Here is a 22,552-nt window from a genome sequence, read left to right as displayed (position 1 = left end):
CCCGGCACGATGAGGTCATGGACGAACCTGAGGGGCCCGACCGGCGCCGCGACGAGCTGGCCCGGAACCTGGCGGCCGTGCGCGAGCGGATCGACGCCGCCTGCGCCGCCGCCGGGCGGGAGCGGGACTCTGTGTCCCTGGTGGCGGTGACCAAGACCGTCCCGGCCTCCGACGTCGCGACCCTGCTCGACCTCGGTGTCACCGACCTCGGGGAGAACCGGGCGCAGGAGGCCGGGACGAAGGCCGGTGAGGTCGCCGGGCTCCGCCCGGACGCCTCGCCGCGCTGGTACTTCGTCGGCGGGCTGCAACGGAACAAGGTCCGGCTGGTGCTCCCGTGGGTGACCCGCGTGGAGTCGGTCGACTCGCCCCGGCTGGCCCGCGCGCTGGACCGGGCGGCCTCGGCCGCGGTCGAGGACGGCTCCCGGGACGGGCCGCTGCCGGTGCTGCTGCAGTACAGCGTGGACGGCGACCTGGAGCGCGGTGGCGTGTCCGACGAGGGCCTGGCCGAGCTCGCCGACCTGGTCGCGGGCCTGCCGGGGCTGCGTCTGGACGGTCTGATGGCGGTGGCGCCGCTGGGCTCCGAGTCGGACCGCGCGTTCGCGGCGATCGCCGGTGCGGCCGGGCGGCTGCGGGCCGCGCATCCCGGGGCGACCGAGGTCTCGGCCGGGATGAGCGGGGACCTGGAGACCGCCGTCGGTCACGGATCGACAGTGGTGCGTGTCGGAACGGCCCTTGTGGGGGACCGGCGGATAACCTCGCGGTAATCGCTGGTAGACGGGTCGTCGAGATCACATCTGCCGGTGGTGCGTGGCGGGGACACGACGTGTGTGAGGGAGCAGCGGATGAGCGCGATGTACCGGCTCAAGGCCTACTTCGGCATGGTTCCTGCCGACGAGATGGACTTCGTGGACGAGCCGGAGCAGTATGCCGCGTCCCGGGCTGGCCACGGCGGGAGCCGCGGTGACCGCTGGGCGCCCACGGGAGGGCGGTTCGCCGATCCCGACGGCTACAACGAGTACACGTCGGACTCCGCGACGGCGTTCGACGACGGCTGGTCGGGCCGCCCGGCGCGCGAGGCTTCCCGCCCGGCGCGGGCCGTCCGTGCCGAATCCCACCTGGACAGGGAGCCCACGGGCCCGTCCGGGCACGGATCCGGAGGGTTCTCCGGTGGCTCCGCACCGCCCGTCCGCGGTGCGCTGGCGATGGACCCGGAGAGCATCCACGCGAACCGTGAGCCGGTCCGCGCGGAGCGTCCGATGGCGCCCGTCCCGGCCCCCTCGCCCGTGCCCGAGCAGCGCGACCGGGCACCGTCGGGGCCTGCGACGATCACCACTCTGCAGCCCCGCAGCTACAACGAGGCGCGCACGATCGGCGAGCGCTACCGCGACGGTGTGCCGGTCATCATGAACCTGACCGAACTGGACGACGCGGCGGCAAAACGCCTGGTGGACTTCGCCGCCGGGCTCGCATTCGCCCTCCGCGGGTCGATCGACAAGGTCACCAGCCGGGTGTTCCTGCTCACCCCCGCGGACATCGAGGTGTCGGCCGACGACGCCCGCAGGATCGCCGAGCGTGGCACTTTCCGGCAGGATTGAGCCGTGGGTGACCTCATCAGGCTCTTGATCTACTACGTCCTGTTCTTCTTCTGGCTGCTGCTCGCGGCCCGGATCGTCGTCGAGATGGTCCGTACGTTCGCGCGCCAGTGGCGCCCGGCGGGCGGCAGCGCGGTCGCGATGGAGGTCGTCTTCACGGCGACCGACCCTCCTGTCAAGTTGCTGCGGAGAGTGATCCCCGTCGTCCGGATAGGCGGCGTAGGACTGGACCTGTCGATTATGGTGTTGTTGCTTGTGGTGTTCATCCTGATGAACGTTGCCAAGCCACCCTTCCCGGTGTGAGCCCCAGTCACCCGGGTTGCCGCCGAGGACCGCATGAGGTGATCCGATGCCGCTGACGCCCGCCGACGTTCATAACGTCGCGTTCAGCAAACCCCCGATCGGGAAACGGGGGTACAACGAGGACGAGGTCGACGCCTTCCTCGATCTGGTCGAGGCCGAACTGGCCCGACTGATCGGGGAGAACGACGACCTCCGAGACCAGGTCGCGTCGCTGGAGCAGCGACTCGGCGACGCCGAGGCCGACCTGGAGGAGGCCCGGTCCCAGCCGGTCCCCGCCCAGCAGACCCAGGCGCTCCAACGCCAGGAGCCGCCGATGCAGCGCGCTGCGGAGGCCCCGCGGATGGCTGCGGGCGCCCCGGCACCGCAGCTGGCCGACGCCGGCATGGACGGTGGCGACCACCACGTCCAGGCGGCGAAGGTGCTCGGCCTGGCGCAGGAGATGGCCGACCGGCTGACCGCCGAGGCGAAGAACGAGGCCGACACGATGCTGTCGGACGCCCGGACCAAGTCCGAGCAGCTCCTCTCCGACGCCCGGACCAAGTCCGACGGCCTGGTCAACGACGCACGTGCGCGTGCCGAGACCATGCTCAACGACGCCCGGACGCGTGCCGAGACGCTCGAGCGCCAGTCCCGCGAGAAGTCCGCGACGCTGGTCAGCGAGGCAGAACGCAAGCAGAACGAGATCATCGGCGCCATCCAGCGGGACAAGTCCGTGCTGGAGAAGAAGATCGATGAGCTCCGTACGTTCGAGCGGGAGTACCGCACCCGCCTCAAGACCTATCTGGAGTCCCAGCTGCGGGACCTCGAGGGTCGTGGGTCGGCCGCGCCGGCCTCGGACGCCGCACGCTCGGCCTCGAACGGCGGATACGCCGCCTCGGGTTACGGCCAGAGGGCGGATACCGGGAGCTGACCTCCCGGTTGCGCCGGACGACTGACGACGACCGGGGGAGCGGCCGGGTGCCGCTGCCGAACGACGGAGTTCACCGATGCTGGTGCTCGTTCTGATTCTCGTTGTGATCGCGCTGGTCCTGCTGCTCGCCGGCTGGCTCCTGCACCTTGTGGTGCTGGCCTGGGCGTCGGTGGGGATCAGCCTGATCGCGGGAGCCGTGCTGCTCTACGACTGGTTGCAGACCAGATCCGCGGAGCGCGCGGGCCGGCAGGGGCTCGCCCCTGCCGAGCAGGCACAGGGGCGCGGGTCCGACGAGGACCGCGCCGGCGCCGTGAGCGCCGGTGCGGTGGGCGTCGGGGCCGCCGGAGCGGCGGGAGCCGCGGGTACCGGGTACGACGACCGGTACGCCGCGGACATGGAACCGGCCACCCAGGTGCTCCCGGTCATCCCCCGTGGGGCGGCGTCGCCGCCGTCCGCGGGGTCGGACCCGACGGCGGACGCGCGTCCCGGTGACCCCGAGAACGCGTCCGACCAGACCATCGTGATGCCGGTCGTCAGACCGTCCGGCTCTGCTGACGTACCTTCCGGCGTTTCCCGATCGAGTGGACTTTCGTCACAGAGCGTGACCGAAGAGCCCGCCTCGACGGAGGACGGTTCCACGGAAGGGTCGAGGTCGTCGACCTCGTCGGAGGCATCCACGGCGGCCGCCGGTGGTGCGACCGCCGGCGAAGTTGATCACGGAACGTCGCGGGCGGAGGGCGGCGCAACGCCGTCCGAGACGGCCGCCGGCTCCGCTGCCGGTTCCCCCGCGGGCTCCTCTGTGGGCTCTGCAGCGGGCTCCACCGACGCTTCCTCCGGGAAGGACGCCGACGCGGCGACGGGTTCCGGACCCGGCGCCGGTACCGCAGCGGCGGGTCTCGGTGCCGCCGCGGCCGGTGCGGCGGTAATGGGCGGTGTCGCGGGCTCGGGTCGTGGCGGCGACCCGGACGACGGCGACACAGCAGTCGCGTCCGCCGGCACCTCCTCGCCGGGAGACACGCCGCCGGGAGACACGCCGCGGGGAGACACGGCGCCGGGAGACACCTCCGGCACGGGATCCGGCGCGTCCTCGGCCGGTGCGGCGGCGTCCGCGCAGGACGTCGGTGCCGGCCAGGAGTCGGACCGTGCGGCGTCGGTGCCCCCGGCGGACTCCGCACCCGGTGGGCGCTCCGCAGGGAACCAGGATCCGGCCGGTCAGGCCGTCGCCGGAACCGGCACCCCCGAGGGATCCGCCGGATCCGCGGAGCGCACCGCCATGCTCGAGCCGCGGGGTGCGGGACAGGCCCCCGCCGGACAGGCCCCCGCCGGACAGGCCCCCGCCGGACAGGCCGAGCGGCCCGCGGGCGGTGACGCCGCCGACAGTGGCCCGGTCGGTGGGGCCCCGGTCGGAGGGGCCCCGGCCGGAGGTGCCGCGGCCGCCGCGGGTGCGCCGCTGGGCGAGGCTCCCGAGGAGCCGCGCGACCCGACCACGGCCTCGCTCGTCGCCCGGCTGCCGGACGAGGTCGTCGTCATCGACGAGCACCCGCGCTACCACGTGCAGGGCTGCCGGTCCCTGCCCGGACAGGCGGTGATCCCGCTGCCGGTCAGCGAGGCCGTCGAGCTCGGGTTCACCCCGTGCGGCTGGTGCTCGCCGAACCGCACGCTCGGGGAACGGCACCCGGCGCAGGTCCGCTAGGGGCCGCTCGGGTACCGGCCCGGGTAACCGGGTGGCGCGACCGCGCTACCCTGGTCTGCACAGGCGTCGATCCGGCCATCACCGGGGAGCCTCCGGAAGAAACGGGCGCCCCCGCACGCGGCGGGGCGCACCGGAGTAGAACCGGACGGACGCGGCCCGTCATCGCCGTCGAAGGAAGCGGCACGCCGTCCGCGCGAGCGGCGGCGTGCAAGCGGGGTGGTACCGCGGCATCGCCGACCAGGCGGCGTCGTCCCCGTGTGAGGAGCTGACCGCACCCGCACGAGGAGCAGCCGCCGTGAGCGATGAGAACCCCGCCGCGTACCCGACCGTCGACGCGCACCCGTCCTTCCCGGACACCGAGCGGGAGATCCTGCGGGCCTGGGACGTCGACGACACGTTCCGCGCCTCGGTCGCACAGCGGCCCGCCGGGACGAACGGCGACAACGAGTACGTCTTCTACGACGGCCCCCCGTTCGCGAACGGCCTCCCGCACTACGGGCACCTGCTGACCGGGTACGTCAAGGACGTCGTCCCGCGCTACCGCACCATGCGCGGGCGCCGGGTGGAACGCCGTTTCGGCTGGGACACCCACGGGCTGCCCGCCGAGGTGGAGACCGAGCACCAGCTCGGCATCAAGCACAAGTCCGAGATCGACGAGATGGGTGTGGCCGCGTTCAACGAGGCCTGCCGGACCTCGGTGCTGCGCTACACCGGCGAGTGGCGCGACTACGTCACCCGCCAGGCGCGCTGGGTCGACTTCGACAACGACTACAAGACGCTCGACCCGGACTACATGGAATCGGTCATGTGGGCCTTCAAGACCTTGTGGGACAAGGGTCTGGTCTACGCCGGGTTCCGGGTGCTCTGGTACTGCTGGCGCTGCGAGACGCCGCTGTCGGCGACCGAGACGAAGATGGACGACGTCTACCTCGACCGCCAGGACCCGGCCGTCACCGTCGGGCTGCGCCTGACCGGCAACGGATCGGACCTGGACGGAGCGCTGGCCCTGGTCTGGACGACGACCCCGTGGACGCTCCCGTCGAACCTGGCCGTCGCGGTGCACCCGGACGTGGACTACGTGCTGGTCGCCGCGAACGGCGAGCGCTACGTCATGGCCGCGGCCCGGGTCGGGGCCTACGCCCGCGAGCTGGGCGAGGAGCCGGAGGTGCTCGGCCACTACACCGGTCGCGACCTGCTGGGCCTGTCCTACACCCCGCCGTTCGACTTCTTCGTCGGCCGTGAGAACGCCCACCGGGTGCTCGCGGCGGACTATGTCACCACCGAGGACGGCACCGGGCTGGTGCACATCGCGCCCGCGTTCGGCGAGGAGGACAAGGAGGTCACCGACGCGGCCGGGATCGAGGTCGTGGTGCCGGTGGACACCCGCGGCGAGTTCACCACCGAGGTGCCGCCGTACGCCGGGATGCAGGTGTTCGACGCGAACCCGCAGATCATCCGCGACCTGCGCGACGCCGTCTCGCCCCATGTCCAGGGCGTCCTTCTCCGGCACGAGACCTACGACCACCCGTACCCGCACTGCTGGCGCTGTCAGAACCCGCTGATCCAGCGCGCCGTCGACTCCTGGTTCGTGCAGGTCACGGCGTTCCGGGACCGGATGGTCGAGCTCAACCAGCAGATCGACTGGACCCCGGCCAACGTCCGCGACGGCCAGTTCGGCAAGTGGCTCGAGGGCGCCCGGGACTGGGCGATCTCCCGCAACCGGTACTGGGGCAGCCCGATCCCGGTCTGGGTCTCCGACGACCCGCGCTACCCGCGCACCGACGTGTACGGCTCGCTCGACGAGCTCGAGCGCGACTTCGGGGTCCGCCCGCACGACCTGCACCGGCCCTACGTCGACGAGCTGACCCGCCCCAACCCGGACGACCCCACGGGCGCGAGCACCATGCGCCGGGTGCCGGAGGTGCTCGACTGCTGGTTCGAGTCCGGCTCGATGCCGTTCGCGCAGGTGCACTACCCGATGGAGAACGCGGACTGGTTCGAGCACCACTACCCGGGCGACTTCATCGTCGAGTACAACGGCCAGACGCGCGGCTGGTTCTACACGCTGCACGTGCTGGCCACCGCGCTGTTCGACCGGCCGGCGTTTCGCAGCTGCGTCGCGCACGGCATCGTGCTCGGCGACGACGGCGCGAAGATGTCGAAGTCGCGCAAGAACTACCCGGATGTCAACGAGGTGTTCGACCGCGACGGCTCGGACGCGATGCGCTGGTTCCTGATGGCGAGCCCCATCCTGCGCGGCGGGAACCTGGTCGTCACCGAGCAGGGGATCCGGGAGGGCGTGCGCCAGGCGATCCTGCCGCTGTGGAACACCTGGTACTTCCTGTCGCTCTACGCCTCCGCGGCCGGACGGACCGGGCGGTCGCTGTCCGACCCGGTATCGACGGCGCAGCCGGGCGAGCAGGCGGCGCGCCACATCCTGGACCGCTACGTGCTGGCCAAGACCGCGGACCTGGTCGACGGGGTGACCGATGCGATGGAGGTCTACGACATCGCCGGTGCCTGCGACAAGATCCGCGACCACGCCGAGGTGCTCACCAACTGGTACGTGCGCCGCTCGCGGGACCGGTTCTGGGCCGGCGACCCGGACGCGATCGACACGCTGCACACGGTGCTGGAGGTGACCTGCCGGGTCGCTGCGCCGCTGCTGCCGCTGACCATGGAGAAGATCTGGCAGGGCCTGACCGGCGGGCGCTCGGTGCACCTCACCGACTGGCCGGGCGGGCCGGACCCGAAGTCGACGAGCGCGGGCTCCCGTGGCGGGAACCTGCCGCACGACCCGGCTCTGGCCGCCGCGATGGACCGGGTCCGTCAGGTCGCGTCCGGGGCGTTGTCGCTGCGCAAGTCGTCGAAGGTGCGGGTGCGTCAGCCGCTGCCGAGGCTCACCGTGGCCGCGTCCGACGCGGCGACCCTGGAGCCGTTCGTCGACCTGCTGCGCGACGAGGTCAACGTCCGCGACGTGGCGCTGACCGACGACGTGGCCGCACACGGGCGCTTCGAGCTCGCGGTCAACGCCCGCGCCGCCGGCCCGCGCCTGGGCGGTGACGTGCAGACGTGCATCAGGGCGGTGAAGGCCGGCGACTGGAGCGCGAACCCGGACGGCACGGTCACCGCCGGCGGGATCGACCTGCTCACGGGCGAGTTCACCGAGAAGCTGGTGGCCCGCGACCCCGAGCACACCGTGTCGCTCCCGGGCAACTCCGGCCTGGTCGTGCTGGACACCGCGATCACCCCGGAGCTGGCCGCCGAGGGCACGGCCCGCGACGTCGTGCGGGTGGTGCAGCAGGCCCGTCGCGAGGCCGGTCTCGAGGTGAGCGACCGGATCTCGCTGACCCTGTCCGGCCCGGACGCGGTGCTCGACGCGGTGCGCACGCACGAGGCGTTCGTGACCGGCGAGGTGCTGGCCTCCGCGGTCGGCTACGAGGCAGGCGCGGGCCCTGGATCGTCGGGCCCTGGATCGTCGGGCCCTGGCTCGTCCGGCACGGTGGTCGCGCCGGACGGGGCCACCGTCACCCTGCACGCCCGGGCCGCGCGTCCCTGACCCGGCCGGAACAGCCGGGTCAGGGACGGCCGAGGAACAGGCCGATCCGGGTGAGCGCGAGGTAGAGCCCGGTGACCAGGATGGCTCCGGCGAGGACGTCGGGTGTGGCCGGTCCGACCAGCAGGGTCAGGCCGGCCACGCCGAGACCGGTCGCGGTGGCACCGGCCCCGGCGCGCGCCGCCGTGGCGGTGGCCGCCGCGCCCGAGCGGTTCCCGACGACCCAGATCCCGACCCGGGTGACGCCTCCGACGAACAACCCCAGCAGGAGCAGCGGGACCAGGGCACGCGCGGGCAGGGCGATCGCGACGGCCGTGGCGACGATCATCAGCGCCAGCCATCCCAGGACCGGCAGGAACGTGGTGGGCGGCGTCCCCGGTGCGGCGCCGGGAGAGGGCTGTGACGTCATGGCACCAGGATCCGGTCGCGGACTACGAAAGTCCATTTCACGTTCCTCGATGTGACCGTGCAAACTGGCTTCATGATTGATCTGCGACGGGTGCAGGTACTGCGCGTGGTCCACCACGTCGGGACCGTCACCGCGGCGGCCCGGTCACTGCACCTCACACCGTCCGCGGTGTCCCAGCAGCTGCGCGGGCTCGCCCGTGAGGTCGGGGTGGAGCTGCTGGTCCCGGACGGGCGCGGGGTCCGGCTCAGCCCGGCCGCGCACGCGCTGATCCGGCACGCCGACGAGCTCGCGGCCCGCTGGGAGGCCGCCCGTGACGAGGTGGCCGGGCACGCGGACTGGGCCGGCGGGGTGCTGACCGTCAGCGGGTTCCCGTCGGGCCTGGACATGGTCGTCGCCCCGGCAGTGGCCGACCTGCGCGTCCACGAGCCGCGCCTGGACGTCGCGATCACCGAGCTCGAGACGACCGAGGCGCTCGAGCAGGTGCTCTCCGGCGACGTCGACATCGCCGTGATCGTGCCGAACCTGGACGGACCGCCGACCGAGGACCCGCGGTTCGAGCAGGCCCCGCTGCTCGACGAGCCGCAGGACCTGCTCGTGCCGGTCGGGCACCGGCTCGCGGACCAGCTCGGGACGACGGCGGGGGCGACCCTGGACGCGGCCGCCGACGAGCCCTGGGTGCTGGCCGCGCAGGGCAGCTGCGACCAGCACGAGCTCGCGCTGGTCGCGTGCGCGGCCGCCGGGTTCCGCCCGCGGGTCGCGCACGAGGTGCGGGAGTGGGCCGCGGTCGCCTCCCTGGTGTCGCACGGGTTCGGGGTGGCGCTGGTGCCGCGGTTCGTGCGGATCCCGGGCGAGCTGCCCGTGGTGCGGGTCCCGCTGCGCGACGGCCCGACCCCGCGCCGGCGGCTGCTCACCTGCGTCCGCCGCGGCAGCGCCGGGCAGCACCCGATCGCCCTGGGCCTGGACGCGCTGGCCCGGGCGGCGACGCGGCTGGCCGCCCCGGAACCCGTCGCCGGCCGTTGACCGTGACCGTTGACCGTAGGGTCGCGCGCATGAGCGAGGCGGCGCGGCGGTGGGCGGAGCTGCAGTCCGGGCGGGGCATCCCGCCGGAGATCCTGGCCACCGCGCCCGCCGACCCGTGGACGCACGACCCGCGCGACTTCCGCGCCCCCGACGTCCCGGCCGACACGCCGTCCCGCGACGCCGGGCTGGAGTTGCTCGGCGCCGGCGGCACCGTGCTCGACGTCGGATGCGGGGGAGGCGACGCCGCGTTCGCCCTGGCCGGGCCGATGACCCGGGTCACCGGCACCGACCAGCAGGCCGACATGCTCGCCGTGTTCGCCGACGGCGCCCGGGAGCGCGGGGTCCCCTGCGCGACCGTGCACGGCCGGTGGCCGGACACCGCGGCCGGGGCCGGGACCGCCGACGTCGTGGTCTGCCACCACGTGCTGCACAACGTGGTCGAGCCGGCCCCGTTCCTGGCCGCGCTCACCGCCGCCGCGACCCGCGGGGTGGTCGTGGAGATGCTGCCCGAGCACCCGATGGCCTGGCTGGACCCGCTGTGGGCGCGCTTCCACGACCTGCACCGGCCCCCGTCGGTGACCGATGCCGACGCGGTCGCCGTGCTGGGCGACCTCGGTGTCGTCGGGCAGGTACGGCGCTGGGAGCGCGCCCGGCGCCACCCGCACGACCCGGCGTGGGTCACCCGCAGGCTGTGCCTGCCCCCGGAACGGACCGACGAGGTCGCGTCCGCGCTGGCGCGGATCCCGCTGCGCCGCCGGGACGCCGTCACGCTGTTCTGGCGCACCTGAGGGGCGAACCCGGCCTCCGGGCCGCACGACCTGCGCCGATAGGGTTGGGCGGTACGGCGCGGAGGTGGAAACGGTGAGCCTGGAGCTGGTGTTGGGCATCGCCGCCGCGGTGGTGCTGCTCGGGGTGCTCGCCGTGCGCGTCTCGGTCGGTCTCGGACTGCCGTCGCTGCTGCTCTACCTCGGCATCGGGATGCTGCTCGGCGAGTCGGTGCTCGGCTTCCAGTTCTCCGACGCCCGCCTCACCGAGACCCTCGGCCTGGCCGCGCTGGTGCTGATCCTGATCGAGGGCGGGCTGAGCACCCGCTGGTCGGCGGTGCGCCCGGCACTCGGGATCGGGATCCTGCTCTCCACCGTGTCGGTGGTGGTCAGCATCGGGGTCGCCGGGACCGCGCTGCACTACCTGCTCGGCCTGGACTGGCGGGTCGCGCTGCTCTGGGGTGCGGTCCTGTCCTCCACCGACGCGGCCGCGGTGTTCAGCGTGCTGCGCGGGGTCTCGGTGTCGCGCCGGCTGGCCGGGACGCTGGAGCTGGAGTCCGGCATGAACGACGCGCCGGTCGTGATCGCGGTGTCCGTGCTGGCCTCGGCCGAGGCGATCAGCTGGACGACGCCGCTGCTGGTCGGCTACGAGCTCGTGGCCGGGGCCGTGATCGGGGCCGCGCTCGGGTTCGCCGGGGGGTGGGCCCTGCGCCGGGCCGCGCTGCCCTCCACCGGGCTCTACCCGCTGGCCGCGATATCGGTCTGCGTGCTCGGCTACGCCTGCGGGCAGTGGGCGCACGCGTCCGGGCTGCTGGCCACCTACGTCTGCGCCCTGGTGCTGGGCAACGCCAACCTGCCGCACCGCGGCGGCGTCGTCTCGTTCGCCGAGGGGACCGGGTGGCTGGCCCAGATCGGGCTGTTCGTGCTGCTCGGGCTCTACGTCAGCCCGCCGCGGCTGCTCGACGCCGTCGTCCCGGCCCTGATCGCCGCCGCGGTGCTGCTGCTGGCCGCGCGCCCGCTGTCGGTCCTCGTCGCGGCGGTGCCGTTCCGGATGCCGTGGCGTGAGCAGGCGTTCCTGTCCTGGGCGGGGTTGCGCGGGGCGGTCCCGATCGTGCTCGCGCTGATCGCTCTGGTCGAGGGCGGGCCCACGTACCAGGACCTGGTCGACGTCGTGTTCGTGCTGGTCGTGGTGCTCACGTTGCTCCAGGGCACCACGCTGCCCTGGGTGGCGAAGCTCCTCGGGGTGGCCTCGCGCACCGACGCCCGCGAGGTCGAGGTGGACGCCGCCCCGCTGGACGAGGTCAACGCCGAGCTGCTGCAGTTCAAGGTGCCCGGCGGGTCGAAGCTGCACGGGATCTACCTGCGTCAGCTGCGGCTGCCGACCGGGGCGACGGTCAGCCTGGTGGTGCGGGACAAGGCGCCGTTCACCCCGGACAGCGGCACCCGGCTGCGGGTGGGCGACCAGCTCCTCGTCGTGTCCACCCGGGACGTGCGGGAGAAGGCCGAACGCCGGATCCGGGCCGTCGACCGGGGCGGCGCCCTGGTCCGCTGGCGCGAGGGCGACCGCCCGGACCGCGAGGGGTGAGCGGGCCCGCGCATAATCGGGGGGTGACCGAGGAGCGCGCCGACCCCGCTGAACCCCGCGCCGGCCCGGGCACCCCCGGCCGGGAGGGAGTCGCCCGCCGGGGCGTCGCCCTGCTGGCCGGGATCGCCGTCGCCGTGCTGGCCCTCGACGTGCTGACCAAGGTCGCCGCCGTCGCGTCGCTGGAGGACCGGGCGCCGCTGGAGCTGCTCGGCGGCGCCGTCTACCTGGTGCTGCTGCGCAACCCGGGCGCCGCGTGGTCGATGGCCACCGGGTACACCTGGGTGCTCACGATCGTCGCGCTGGTGGTGGTCGGGGTGATCATCCGGATTGCGCGCCGGCTGGCCTCGACCGGCTGGGCGATCGGTCTCGGGCTGGTGCTCGGCGGCGCGCTGGGCAACCTGATCGACCGGTTCTTCCGTTCGCCCGGGCCGCTGCGCGGGCACGTGGTGGACATGGTGTCGCTGTTCGCGCCGGACGGGAGCGTCTGGCCGGTGTTCAACGTCGCCGACTCCTCGATCGTCTGCGGCGGGATCCTGCTGGTGCTGATGGCGGTGCGCGGGATCGAGATCGACGGCACCCGCGCACCCGGCAAGGACACCGGCGGGGTGACCGACGGTGGGTGAGCAGCGTCAGATGCCGGTGCCCGACGGGCTCGACGGCATGCGGGTGGACGCCGGGCTGTCCCGACTGCTGGGGCTCTCGCGCACCGTCGTGGCCGCGCTCGCCGAGCAGGGCCGGGTCGCCGTCGACGGGCAGGCCGCCGGCAAGTCCGACCGGCTGCCCGGCGGGAGCTGGCTGGAGATCGAGCTGCCCGACGCCGCGGCGCCCGCCGCCTCCGGCGCGCCCGAGGAGGAGGTCGCCGGCCTGGCGATCCTGTACTCCGACGACGACATCGTCGTCGTCGACAAGCCGGTCGGGGTGGCCGCGCACCCCAGCCCCGGCTGGAACGGGCCGACCGTGACCGGGGGTCTCGCCGCGCTCGGCGTGCGGCTCTCGACATCGGGGGCGGCCGAGCGGCAGGGGATCGTGCACCGGCTCGACGCCGGCACCACCGGCGTGATGGTGGTGGCCACGTCCGAGCACGCCTACACCGCGCTCAAGCGCGCGTTCAAGGAACGCACGGTGCTCAAGCGCTACCACGCCGTCGTGCAGGGGCACCCGGACCCGTCCTCCGGCACGATCGACGCCCCGATCGACCGGCACCCCCGCCACGACTACCGCTACGCCGTCGTCGCCGACGGGCGCCCCAGCGTCACCCACTACGACACGGTCGAGGCGTTCCGCGCGGCGAGCCTGCTCGACGTGCGCCTGGAGACCGGGCGCACGCACCAGATCCGGGTGCACTTCTCCGCGCTGCGCCACCCCTGCGTCGGCGACCTCACCTACGGCGCCGACCCGACGCTGGCGGCCCGCACCGGCCTGACCCGGCAGTGGCTGCACGCCCGCATGCTCGGGTTCGCCCACCCCGGCGACGGGCGGCAGGTCGAGTTCACCAGCCCGTACCCGGCCGACCTCGCCGCCGCCCTGGACACCCTGCGGGACTGACGGGCATCGGTTCATGAGGGCACGGACGAGGATCGCGGTCCTGGGCGGGCTCGCGCTCGTGGTGGTGCTGGCGGCGTGGTTCGCGGGCAGCGAGGGCGGCGGGCCGACCCCGGCGCGTACCGCGGGATCGGTGCGCCTGGGCCCGGACCCCGGCCAGGCCGTCGCCGAGTACCGCGCCGACCTGGCGCGGCGGCTCCCGGCGCCGGGGGAGACGACGCTCGCCCTGCTGCAGCTCGACCGCCCGCTCGACACGGCCACCGCGGCCGCGCTGGCCGGGCCGTCGCCCGTGGTCACGGCCGTGTTCCGGGTGTCGCTGCCGCGGGTGCAGACGGCGCTGCGGTTCGAGCCGGTGACCGGCACCGGTGACGTCGCGGCCGCCCTCGACGTCGCCCGGCAGCGGGCCGGGTTCGCCGCCGGGGCCGACGCGTCCCGGCTCGGCGGGCGCCGCGCCGCCGTCGCGTCGGCGGAGATGCGGGCCCTGGACTCTCCGTCGTGCGCGTGTCTGCCGGCCCTGGTGGTGCGCGCGGACCGGGCCCGGCTCGAGGCCCTGTCCACGACGCCCGGCGTCCGCGCGGTCGACGCAGCACCGGTCGGGACGCAGGTCACCGACCTGGCCCTGGCCCCGCTGCTGCCCGAGCAGACCGCCGCCGCGGACCCGCTGCCCGACGACGGCCCCGTCCCGGCGGCCTGAGGGCCTCTTGCCCGGTCCGCCCTGTCCCGGGCGTCATCCCCGTGCCGGGCGCGGGATCCCGCGCGAGCGCAGCGTCGTCATGGCGGCCGCGGCGCCGCGCCAGACGTGGGCGTCCCAGCCGTGCGCGCGGGCGGCACGGACGTTGTCGTCGCGGTCGTCGAAGAACACGACCTGCTCCGGCGCGGTCCGGAACTCGTGGTCGGCGCGGCGGTAGATGTCGGCCGAGGGCTTGGCCACGCCGACGTCGGCGGAGAACAGCAGCCGGTCGAACGGGCCGCTCCACGAGGCGGCCCGGACCGCGGCGGCCAGCCCGCGCGGCGCGTTCGACAGCAGCGCCAGCCGGACCCGCATCCGGGCCAGCTCGCCGATCATCAGGGTGGACGCCGGGGGCAACGCGGACCAGTGCGCGACGTCGAGCGCCTCGGCCCGGGCCATCCGCTCCGGCTCCGGGGCCATGCCCAGTGCCGTGAACACGGCCGTCCAGTACCGCAGCGGCTCTTCACCCAGGTCGTGGCGCAGGCGGTGCGCCCAGTAGGCGTCGCGCAGCGCGGGCTCGTCGACGCCGAGCTCCGCGGCCAGCGCGCGCTCGAGCCCCGAGGAGGGGACGAGGACCTCGCCGAGATCGAACACGACGGTCGGGCCCGGGGCGGCGGTCATCGCCGGTCACGGTAGCCCGCCGGGTGCCTGCGGGGACGGGCCCGCCCCCGGGGTACCGGGGGTCACGCCCCCGACCGCGATCGGGGTCTTCCCCGATGGTCGGCGTTCGGCCTGCTCAGCACGATGACCTTGTGGACGGACGGGGTCCCGCCGGGACGGCGGAGGAGCAGCAGGGGACGGCGAATACGCCGGCCGGGAGAACCCCGGAAGGTGTCGCCGGAGGTGTCGCGGGGGCCGTCACGGGAGCCGTCGCAGGGGTCGTCGCGGCCGGTGTGGCGGTGGCCGGGACGGCGGTGCTGGCACTGCACGCGATCGGGGCCACGACGGTCGACCCGGTCGCGCTGACGGTCAGCGACTACGTCGCGGTGCCCGGCGGCGCGGCCCTGCTCGGGCTGGCCGCGGCCGGCCTGGTCACCGCCGGCGTGGCGCTGGTCCGGGCCGCGCCGCGCTGCGGGTGGCCGCGGCCGGTCGCCGTGTTGCTCGCCCTCTGGTGCGTCGCCCTGGTGCTGGTCGCGGTGTTCCCGACGCACGCCGTGGGCGCCGCGCCGGACCTCGCGTCGGTGGTGCACCGGTGGGCGGGTGCGGTGGTGTTCGCCGTGCCACCGGTCGCCGGGCTGCTCGCCACCCGCGGACCCGGCGGTGCCGCCGCGCGGGCCGCAGGCCTCGCCCGGTGGTCGGCCGGCACCGGGGTCGCCGCGCTCGCCTTCCTGGCCTCGCACGCCCCGGCCGTGCTCGCCGGCGCACCCCCGTTCCCGCTGCTGGGCCTCGTCGAGCGGCTGGCCTACCTGGCCATGCTCGGGATGGTCGTGGTGTTCGGGCGGGCCGCTGCCCCTGCCGCTGCCCCTGCCGCTGCGGCCGCCACCGTCCCCGCCATCCCGGCCGTGCCGGGTGCGGGTCCCGCGCCGGTGCCGTCGACGCCGCCGGCGGTGACCGGATGAACGCGGTCGCGGTCGCCCTGGCCGTCCTCGCGGCGGCCTGTTTCGCCGCCGCCGCGGCGGCCCAGCACCGGGTGGCCCGGGGCGCGACGACGCTGCGCGTGCTCGTCCGCAGGCCGCTGTGGCTGCTCGGCGCCGGTGCCGCCGGTGCCGGCACGCTCCTGCACGCCGTCGCCCTCGGCCTCGCCCCGGTGACGCTGGTGCAGCCGATCGGCGTCCTGGCGGTGCCCCTCGGGGTCCTGGCGGAGCGCTGGGCCGCGTCCCGGGACGGGCGTGCGGCCCCGCCTGCCGTCGGCGCGCCGCGCGGCCCGGGCTCCGGCGTGCTCGCCGGGATCGCCGTGTCCGTCACCGGGGTTGCGGTGTTCGTGGTCGCGGCCGCCGGCGGCGCGTCCGGCGGTCCGGTCGACCCGGTCGCGATGCCGGTGGTCGGCGGGACGCTGGCCGCAGCCGCGCTGGTACTGGCCCTGCTGTCCGGCCGGTGGCACGGCGCCGCCCGCTGCCTGGCCCGCGCGGTGCCGGCCGCGATCGCGTTCGGCCTGGTCTCGGCGCTGCTGCGGGCCGGTCTCGCCTACCTCGACCAGTCCGGTTCCGGCGCCCTACCCGACCCTGCCGACCCGGCCGTGCTGGTCGCGATCGGGGTCGCCCTGGTGGTGGCCCTGGTCGCGGGCGGGGCCGCCGTGCAGCTCGCCTACCGCAGTGGCCCGCCCTCGCTCGTGCTGGCCTGCCTGACCGTGCTGGACCCGATCGTCGCCGTCGGGTTCGGCGTGACCGCGCTCGGCGAGCGGGTCGGCACCTCCCCGGTGGACGTCGCCGTCGCCGTGGCCGGCGCGCTGCTGGCGGTGGCCGGGGTGGTCCTGCTGGCCCGCCACCACCCCGACGTCCGGCACCGGCCCGACGTCGGTCTCCCACAGGGCGGCACGACCCCCGCCCCCCTACCCGCAGGCGCCCGTTCCGGCGCCCTGCCCACCGAAGTCCGGCCGCGCGAGACCGCGCCGTCCGACGTTGCACCCGCCGCACCGACGAAGAGGAGAATCCCGTGACCGCACCGCTGCGCGTCCTGATCGGAGCCGACACCTACCCGCCCGACGTCAACGGCGCCTCCCGGTTCACCGAGCGCCTGGCCGCAGGCCTCGCCGCACGCGGGCACGAGGTCCACGTGATCGCCCCGTCGCCGTCCGGCCCGCGGGCCCGCGGCACGTCGGTGCGCGGACGCCCGACCGTGCACCGGGTGGCCTCCCTGCCCTACCCGGGCCAGGACGGGTTCCGGGTGTGCCTGCCGTGGCGCTCGGCCGCCGCGACCGAACAGGCCCTGCGTGAGCTCGTCCCCGACGTCGTGCACGTGCAGTCGCACTTCTCGGTCGGGCGCGGGCTCGCGATGGGCGCGGCCCGGGCCGGCTACCCGCTCGTCGCGACGAACCACTTCATGCCGGAGAACCTGCTCGACCACGCGCCGGTCCCGGATGTCCTCGGTGCCGCCGTCGGCCGCCTGGCCTGGCGCGACCTGGGCCGGGTCTACGGTCGGGCCGACGTGCTGACCGCGCCCACCCCGAGCGCGGTGGAACTGCTCCGGCGCCGTGCCGGGCTGGCCGGGGCCCGCGCGGTGTCCTGCGGGATCGACGTGTCCCGATTCTCCGGCGGGAACGGCCCGGCCATCGGGTCGGGCAACGGGCCGGGTACCGGCGACCCGGCGCCGTCCGTGCTGTTCGTGGGCCGGTTGGAGCAGGAGAAGCGGGTCGGGGAGCTGATCGCGGCGTTCGCCGGGGTGCCCGACCGGTCGACCCGCCTCGAGATCGTCGGCGACGGCTCGCGGCGCGGTGAGTGGACCGCGCTGGCCGAGAGGCTCGGCGTCGCGGACCGGGTGCGGTTCCACGGCGTCGTCGACGACGACAGCCTGGTCGCGGCCTACCGGCGGTGCGCGGTGTTCTGCATCCCCGGCGTCGCCGAGCTGCAGAGCCTGGTCACCCTGGAGGCGATGGCCGCGGGCCGCCCGGTCGTCGCCGCGGACGCGGTCGCGCTGCCGCACCTGGTCCGCCCCGGGCGCAACGGCCTGCTCTACCCGCCGGGCGACGTGGGCGCCCTGACCGGTGCGCTCACCACGCTGCTCGCGGACCCGGACGCGCGCGCCCGGATGGGGGCCGCGAGCCGGGAGATCGTCGCCGAGCACACGCTGGAGGCGACCCTCGACGAGTTCGAGAACCTTTACGCCCTCGCGCGCGGCACCCGCGTCACCCGGACGCCGGTGCGCGAGCGGACGGCGGCCTGAACGGGTCCCGACACGCCCCGGGCGCGGTGAGCTGGACGTTCGTCCCCACCTCGCCCGGGTGCCCGGAACTGTCGGTGCCCGCGGCTAGTCTGGGCCCACGCCGATCTCGCTGAACCGTCCTGCGAGGGATCCCACCGTGACGGGCGCGACGCGTTCCCACCGCGCCCGCTCCCGTCGCGTCCCTCGCCGAAGGTCACGAGGTCGCGGCACGTCGTCGCACCGCGCCTTCCCAGGGCGCGTGAAGGGAGCCCGAACCACACATGGCAGCGGTCAGCGGCACATCGAACGACGGTTTCGTCCACCTGCACACCCATACCGAGTTCTCGATGCTCGACGGGGCCGCGCGCCTGGACGACCTGTTCTCCGAGGCCCAGAAGATGGGCCAGTCCGCGATCGCGATGACCGACCACGGCAACGTGTACGGCGCCTACGAGTTCTGGCGCAAGGCCAAGGCCGCCGGGGTCAAGCCGATCATCGGCATGGAGGGCTACCTCGCGCCCGGGTCGCGCCACGAGCGCAAGCGGGTCTCGCTGGACGGCAGCCTGGGCCGCAACAGCGACAACCCGGACCTCATGTACACCCACATGACGCTGCTGGCCGAGAACACCGAGGGGATGCACAACCTGTTCCGGCTGTCCTCGCTGGCCAGCCTCGAGGGGTACTACTACAAGCCCCGGATGGACCGGGAGCTGCTCGAGCGCTACGGCAAGGGGATCATCGCGACCACCGGCTGCCCGTCCGGTGAGGTGGCGCGCCTGCTGCAGCAGAACGACTTCGAGGGCGCCTGCCAGGCCGCGAGCGACTACCGCGACATCTTCGGCAAGGACAACTTCTTCTGCGAGCTGATGGACCACGGGATCGAGATCGAGAAGCGGGTCCAGGAGGACCTGTTCGCGCTGAAGAAGAAGCTCGACCTGCCCGGCCTGGCCACGAACGACCTGCACTACACCTACCCGGACGACACCAAGGCGCACGAGGTGCTGCTCTGCGTGCAGACCGGGAAGACCATGAACGACCCGAACCGCTTCAAGTTCGACGCACAGGACTTCTACCTCAAGTCCGCCGCCGAGATGCGCGGCCTGTGGGACCCGATCCACCCCGAGGCCTGCGACAACACGCTGCTGGTCGCCGAGCGCGTCCAGGTCGACTTCACCGAGGGCCAGGACCTGCAGCCCCAGGCCCCGGTGCCCGAGGGCGAGACCGAGGAGTCCTGGCTGGTCAAGGAGGTCGAGCGGGGGATGCACCAGCGTTTCCCGAACGGCATCACCGAGCAGTACCGCACGCAGGCCACCTACGAGCTCGGCGTGATCATGAAGATGGGCTACCCGGGCTACTTCCTGGTCACCGCGGACCTCATCCAGCACGCGAAGTCGGTCGGCATCCGGTGCGGCCCCGGCCGCGGCTCGGCGGCCGGCTCGCTGGTCGCCTACGCGCTGGGCATCACCGACCTGGACCCGATCCGGCACAAGCTGATCTTCGAGCGGTTCCTGAACCCGGACCGCATCTCGATGCCCGACATCGACATGGACTTCGACGAGCGCCGGCGCGGCGAGATGATCCGCTACACCACCGAGAAGTACGGCGAGGACCGGATCGCCCAGATCATCACCTACTCCACGATCAAGGCGAAGGCCGCGATCAAGGACTCGGCGCGGGTGCTGTTCGGCCAGCCCGGCTACTCGGTGGCCGACCGGATCTCCAAGGCGATGCCGCCCGCGGTGATGGGCAAGGACATCCCGCTCTCCGGGGTGTTCGACCCGTCGCACAAGCGCTACTCCGAGGCCACCGAGGTGCGCGCGCTCTACGAGGCGGACCCGCAGGTCAAGGAGATCATCGACACCGCGCGGGGCCTGGAGGGCCTCAAGCGCCAGTGGGGCGTGCACGCGGCCGGCGTGATCATGTCGGCGAAGCCGCTGCTCGACGTCATCCCGATCCAGCGCCGCGAGGCCGACGGCGCGATCATCACGCAGTTCGACATGGGCGCCTGCGAGACGCTCGGGCTGCTCAAGATGGACTTCCTGGGCCTGCGCAACCTGACGATCATCGACGACGCGCTGGAGAACATCGAGCTCAACGGCAAGCCGGCGCTCGACCTCGACCACCTCGAGCTCGACGACGCCACCACCTACGAGCTGCTCTCCCGCGGGGACACGCTCGGGGTGTTCCAGCTCGACGGCGGCCCGATGCGCGACCTGCTGCGCCGGATGGCGCCCACCGAGTTCGAGCACATCTCCGCGGTCGGCGCGCTCTACCGGCCGGGCCCGATGGGCGCGAACGCGCACAACGACTACGCCGACCGCAAGAACGGCCGGCAGGAGATCACGCCGATCCACCCGGAGCTGGCCGAGCCGCTCAAGGAGGTCCTCGGCGAGACGTTCGGCCTGATCGTCTACCAGGAACAGGTCATGTCCATCGCCCAGGTGCTCGCCGGGTACTCGCTGGGCAAGGCGGACCTGCTGCGCCGGGCGATGGGCAAGAAGAAGAAGGAGATCCTGGACAAGGAGTACGACGGCTTCGCCCAGGGCATGAAGGACAACGGCTACTCCGCGGCCGCGGTCAAGACGCTCTGGGACATCCTGCTGCCGTTCTCCGACTACGCGTTCAACCGCGCGCACTCGGCCGCCTACGGCGTCGTCTCCTACTGGACGGCCTACCTCAAGGCGAACCACCCGGCCGAGTACATGGCCGCGGTGCTCACGTCGGTGCGCGACGACAAGGACAAGGCCGCGATCTACCTCGCCGAGTGCCGGCGGATGGGGATCACGGTCATGCCGCCGGACGTCAACGAGTCGGTGCGCAACTTCGCCCCGGTCGGCACCGACATCCGGTTCGGCCTCGGCGCGATCCGCAACGTCGGGTTCAACGTCGTCGACGCGATCGTGGCCGCGCGCCGGGAGAAGGGGGACTTCGCCGACTTCTCCGACTTCCTGCGCAAGGTCGACGCGGTGGTCTGCAACAAGAAGGTCATCGAGTCGCTGATCAAGGCCGGTGCGTTCGACTCGCTCGGGCACACCCGCAAGGGCCTGCTGCTCGTGCACGCCGACGCGATCGACGCCGTGATGAGCACGAAGAAGGCCGCTTCGATGGGGCAGTTCGACCTGTTCGGCTCGATGGACGGCTCCTCGGGCGGCGACGACGACGCGCTCGGCGGGATCTTCGACGTGAAGGTCCCCACCGAGGAGTGGGACACCAAGCACCGCCTCGCGGTCGAGCGGGAGATGCTCGGGCTCTACGTCTCCGGGCACCCGCTGCAGGGGTTCGAGCAGGCGCTCGCCGCCAAGGCCGACACCCCGATCTCCTCCATCATCGACGGCACCGTCGCCGAGGGTGCGCAGGTCACCGTCGGCGGCATCCTGGCCAACGTGAACCGCCGCGTGAACAAGAACGGCGAGCCGTGGGCGTCGGCGCAGATCGAGGACCTGGTCGGCGGCGTCGAGGTGCTGTTCTTCCCGCGCGCCTACCAGGTGGTCGGCGTGGACGTGGCCGAGGACGCGATCGTGCTGGTCAAGGGCCGGGTGAACAAGCGCGACGACCGGGTCTCGCTGATCGCGAACGACCTCGCCGTCCCGGAGCTGCAGGGCGTCGGGGAAGCGGGTCTGCCGTTCAAGGTCAGCCTGCGCACCGAGCTGTGCACCCCGGAGCGGGTCGCGGCGCTCAAGGAGGTGCTGACCCACCACCCCGGTACCTCCGAGGTGCACCTGGCGCTGGTCTACGGCACCAAGACCACGATGCTCAAGCTCGACGACCGGTTGAAGGTCACGAACACCTCCGCCCTGATGGGAGACCTGAAGGCGCTTCTCGGACCGGGCTGCCTGGGCTGACCGGACTGCGTGGGCCCGGATACCGCGGTCAGCCGGCCCGGCCCACCAGCTCGCGCCAGCGCGTGCGGGCCGGCTCGTCCCAGCGTGCGTGCAGGGTGGCGAACAGCTGCGCGGCACGCGTGCCGGCCCACTGCTCGGGCAGCAGGGCTGAGGGCAGCTCCGGGTCCAGGAACGGGAACCGGCGCCAGGCGTGCACCAGCAGCACCTGCCGGGTCAACACGTCCGCGGGCGGCGCGACGTCGGCGTAGGGGGCGAACCCGTCGAGGAACTCGTCGTAGGCCTGCTCGATCCGGTCCAGGTCCCAGGCCTGCGCGACGACCTCGGCCGGCCGGCCGATCGCGCCGAACTGACCGACGAACGAGCTGGTCACCCCGCCGAGGTCCAGGTCGTCGAGGACCCGTGCGACCTCGGTCTCCTTCGCCGGGTCGGGTGAGACCCACACCCCGGGGGCGGGGGACCCGAGCCCGGCCCAGGCCAGACGGGTACGCAGCCGGTGGCGCAGCTGGCGCCGGGACTCCGGCACGCTGGCCAGCAGGATCAACCAGCGACCGTCCCAGGCCGGCGCCGGGGTGCCGAAGCCGTAGATGCGTGCCGCGCCCTCGGAGAGCAGCCGCCGCCCGCGCCCGGTCAGCGACCACCGCACGCGGCGCCCGGACCGGTCGGAGTCGAGCAGGCCCTCGGCCGCGGTGCGGGCCAGCGCCTGGCGGGCCGACTTCGGCTCCACACCGAGGTCGCCGAGCACGTCGAGCAGCACCTGGGTCCACACCGGCTCGCGCGCGGGCAGCACGAACTCGCCGAGCACGGTGAG

At 73.9% G+C, this 22,552-nt stretch carries 19 protein-coding genes; 16 read left to right on the top strand and 3 right to left on the bottom strand.

Features of this window, described 5'->3' with window-relative positions:
* The first annotated feature begins 17 nt into the window (after positions 1-17).
* The 6 genes from I4I78_RS09285 to ileS all read left to right on the top strand — a co-directional run bounded on the left by I4I78_RS09285 (position 18) and on the right by ileS (position 8,057).
* Positions 18-764, top strand: coding sequence for a YggS family pyridoxal phosphate-dependent enzyme (locus I4I78_RS09285; protein WP_218610836.1), 747 nt, complete (start codon positions 18-20; stop codon positions 762-764).
* A 78-nt stretch (positions 765-842) separates the two neighbouring features.
* Positions 843-1,595 carry a cell division protein SepF gene (locus I4I78_RS09280; protein ID WP_218610835.1) on the top strand — a complete coding sequence of 251 codons (753 nt, stop codon included), beginning with the start codon at positions 843-845 and terminating at the stop codon, positions 1,593-1,595.
* A 3-nt stretch (positions 1,596-1,598) separates the two neighbouring features.
* The gene (locus tag I4I78_RS09275) at positions 1,599-1,895 is read left to right on the top strand and encodes a YggT family protein (protein WP_218610834.1); all 297 of its coding nucleotides are present in this window, start codon (positions 1,599-1,601) and stop codon (positions 1,893-1,895) included.
* Positions 1,896-1,941: 46 nt separating this feature from the next.
* Positions 1,942-2,805: a DivIVA domain-containing protein gene (locus I4I78_RS09270; RefSeq protein ID WP_218610833.1), complete on the top strand. Its 864-nt coding sequence runs from the start codon at positions 1,942-1,944 to the stop codon at positions 2,803-2,805.
* 76 nt (positions 2,806-2,881) lie between these two features.
* Positions 2,882-4,498, top strand: a complete 1,617-nt coding sequence (locus I4I78_RS09265; protein WP_218610832.1) for a hypothetical protein — start codon at positions 2,882-2,884, stop codon at positions 4,496-4,498.
* A gap of 295 nt (positions 4,499-4,793) precedes the next feature.
* Positions 4,794-8,057 (top strand): isoleucine--tRNA ligase, encoded by a 3,264-nt coding sequence (ileS, locus tag I4I78_RS09260; protein WP_218610831.1) that lies wholly within the window; start codon positions 4,794-4,796, stop codon positions 8,055-8,057.
* Between the two features lie 19 nt (positions 8,058-8,076).
* On the opposite strand, the gene I4I78_RS09255 is transcribed toward ileS, so the two are convergent.
* On the bottom strand, positions 8,077-8,463 hold the full coding sequence (locus I4I78_RS09255; protein ID WP_218610830.1) for a hypothetical protein: 387 nt from the start codon (positions 8,461-8,463) through the stop codon (positions 8,077-8,079).
* A 72-nt stretch (positions 8,464-8,535) separates the two neighbouring features.
* Here I4I78_RS09255 and I4I78_RS09250 point away from each other — a divergent pair, with 72 nt between their 5' ends.
* The 6 genes from I4I78_RS09250 to I4I78_RS09230 all read left to right on the top strand — a co-directional run bounded on the left by I4I78_RS09250 (position 8,536) and on the right by I4I78_RS09230 (position 14,068).
* Positions 8,536-9,483: a LysR family transcriptional regulator gene (locus I4I78_RS09250; protein ID WP_218610829.1), complete on the top strand. Its 948-nt coding sequence runs from the start codon at positions 8,536-8,538 to the stop codon at positions 9,481-9,483.
* Positions 9,484-9,512: 29 nt separating this feature from the next.
* A complete protein-coding gene (locus I4I78_RS32700) occupies positions 9,513-10,271 on the top strand; it encodes a class I SAM-dependent methyltransferase (protein WP_226379384.1) in 759 nt (252 codons plus the stop codon).
* A gap of 73 nt (positions 10,272-10,344) precedes the next feature.
* On the top strand, positions 10,345-11,832 hold the full coding sequence (locus I4I78_RS09245; protein ID WP_308251987.1) for a potassium/proton antiporter: 1,488 nt from the start codon (positions 10,345-10,347) through the stop codon (positions 11,830-11,832).
* 23 nt (positions 11,833-11,855) lie between these two features.
* Entirely contained in the window at positions 11,856-12,455 is a 600-nt protein-coding gene (gene lspA, locus I4I78_RS09240) for a signal peptidase II (protein ID WP_218610827.1), read from the top strand.
* 10 nt (positions 12,456-12,465) lie between these two features.
* A complete protein-coding gene (locus I4I78_RS09235) occupies positions 12,466-13,377 on the top strand; it encodes an RluA family pseudouridine synthase (RefSeq protein WP_218610841.1) in 912 nt (303 codons plus the stop codon).
* A gap of 13 nt (positions 13,378-13,390) precedes the next feature.
* On the top strand, positions 13,391-14,068 hold the full coding sequence (locus tag I4I78_RS09230; protein WP_218610826.1) for a hypothetical protein: 678 nt from the start codon (positions 13,391-13,393) through the stop codon (positions 14,066-14,068).
* 33 nt (positions 14,069-14,101) lie between these two features.
* Here the strand turns inward: I4I78_RS09230 and I4I78_RS09225 are convergent, their stop codons facing one another.
* On the bottom strand, positions 14,102-14,725 hold the full coding sequence (locus I4I78_RS09225; protein WP_218610825.1) for an HAD-IA family hydrolase: 624 nt from the start codon (positions 14,723-14,725) through the stop codon (positions 14,102-14,104).
* A 131-nt stretch (positions 14,726-14,856) separates the two neighbouring features.
* Between I4I78_RS09225 and I4I78_RS09220 the strand changes: the two genes are divergently transcribed.
* From I4I78_RS09220 to dnaE, 4 genes are all read left to right on the top strand, one after another.
* Positions 14,857-15,663 (top strand): DUF998 domain-containing protein, encoded by an 807-nt coding sequence (locus tag I4I78_RS09220; protein ID WP_218610824.1) that lies wholly within the window; start codon positions 14,857-14,859, stop codon positions 15,661-15,663.
* A complete protein-coding gene (locus I4I78_RS09215; protein ID WP_218610823.1) occupies positions 15,660-16,700 on the top strand; it encodes a hypothetical protein in 1,041 nt (346 codons plus the stop codon). The genes I4I78_RS09220 and I4I78_RS09215 overlap by 4 nt, the downstream gene beginning before the upstream one ends.
* Positions 16,697-17,923 (top strand): glycosyltransferase, encoded by a 1,227-nt coding sequence (locus tag I4I78_RS09210; protein WP_218610822.1) that lies wholly within the window; start codon positions 16,697-16,699, stop codon positions 17,921-17,923. Before I4I78_RS09215 ends, I4I78_RS09210 begins: the two co-directional genes overlap by 4 nt.
* Positions 17,924-18,183: 260 nt before the next feature.
* Positions 18,184-21,744 (top strand): DNA polymerase III subunit alpha, encoded by a 3,561-nt coding sequence (gene dnaE, locus I4I78_RS09205; protein WP_218610821.1) that lies wholly within the window; start codon positions 18,184-18,186, stop codon positions 21,742-21,744.
* A 28-nt stretch (positions 21,745-21,772) separates the two neighbouring features.
* Here dnaE and I4I78_RS09200 read toward each other — a convergent pair.
* Positions 21,773-22,552 (bottom strand): PaaX family transcriptional regulator C-terminal domain-containing protein (locus tag I4I78_RS09200; RefSeq protein ID WP_218610820.1); only part of this gene is annotated, 780 nt, incomplete at its 5' end.

Origin of the sequence: Pseudonocardia sp. KRD291 (assembly GCF_019263595.1) — a bacterium.
Taxonomy (GTDB): Bacteria; Actinomycetota; Actinomycetes; order Mycobacteriales; family Pseudonocardiaceae; genus Pseudonocardia.
The sequence above is the reverse complement of the archived record's forward strand: the minus strand, read 5'-3'. Positions and strand labels throughout refer to the sequence as shown.

Coding starts and splice junctions, on each gene's coding strand:
- I4I78_RS09270 (WP_218610833.1), top strand. CDS start 1,942: ATGCCGCTGACGCCCGCCGACGTTCATAACGTCGCGTTCAGCAAACCC.
- I4I78_RS09285 (WP_218610836.1), top strand. CDS start 18: ATGGACGAACCTGAGGGGCCCGACCGGCGCCGCGACGAGCTGGCCCGG.
- I4I78_RS09230 (WP_218610826.1), top strand. CDS start 13,391: ATGAGGGCACGGACGAGGATCGCGGTCCTGGGCGGGCTCGCGCTCGTG.
- I4I78_RS09255 (WP_218610830.1), bottom strand. CDS start 8,463: ATGACGTCACAGCCCTCTCCCGGCGCCGCACCGGGGACGCCGCCCACC.
- I4I78_RS09280 (WP_218610835.1), top strand. CDS start 843: ATGAGCGCGATGTACCGGCTCAAGGCCTACTTCGGCATGGTTCCTGCC.
- I4I78_RS09215 (WP_218610823.1), top strand. CDS start 15,660: ATGAACGCGGTCGCGGTCGCCCTGGCCGTCCTCGCGGCGGCCTGTTTC.
- I4I78_RS09250 (WP_218610829.1), top strand. CDS start 8,536: ATGATTGATCTGCGACGGGTGCAGGTACTGCGCGTGGTCCACCACGTC.
- I4I78_RS09265 (WP_218610832.1), top strand. CDS start 2,882: ATGCTGGTGCTCGTTCTGATTCTCGTTGTGATCGCGCTGGTCCTGCTG.
- I4I78_RS09235 (WP_218610841.1), top strand. CDS start 12,466: ATGCCGGTGCCCGACGGGCTCGACGGCATGCGGGTGGACGCCGGGCTG.
- dnaE (WP_218610821.1), top strand. CDS start 18,184: ATGGCAGCGGTCAGCGGCACATCGAACGACGGTTTCGTCCACCTGCAC.
- I4I78_RS32700 (WP_226379384.1), top strand. CDS start 9,513: ATGAGCGAGGCGGCGCGGCGGTGGGCGGAGCTGCAGTCCGGGCGGGGC.
- I4I78_RS09225 (WP_218610825.1), bottom strand. CDS start 14,725: ATGACCGCCGCCCCGGGCCCGACCGTCGTGTTCGATCTCGGCGAGGTC.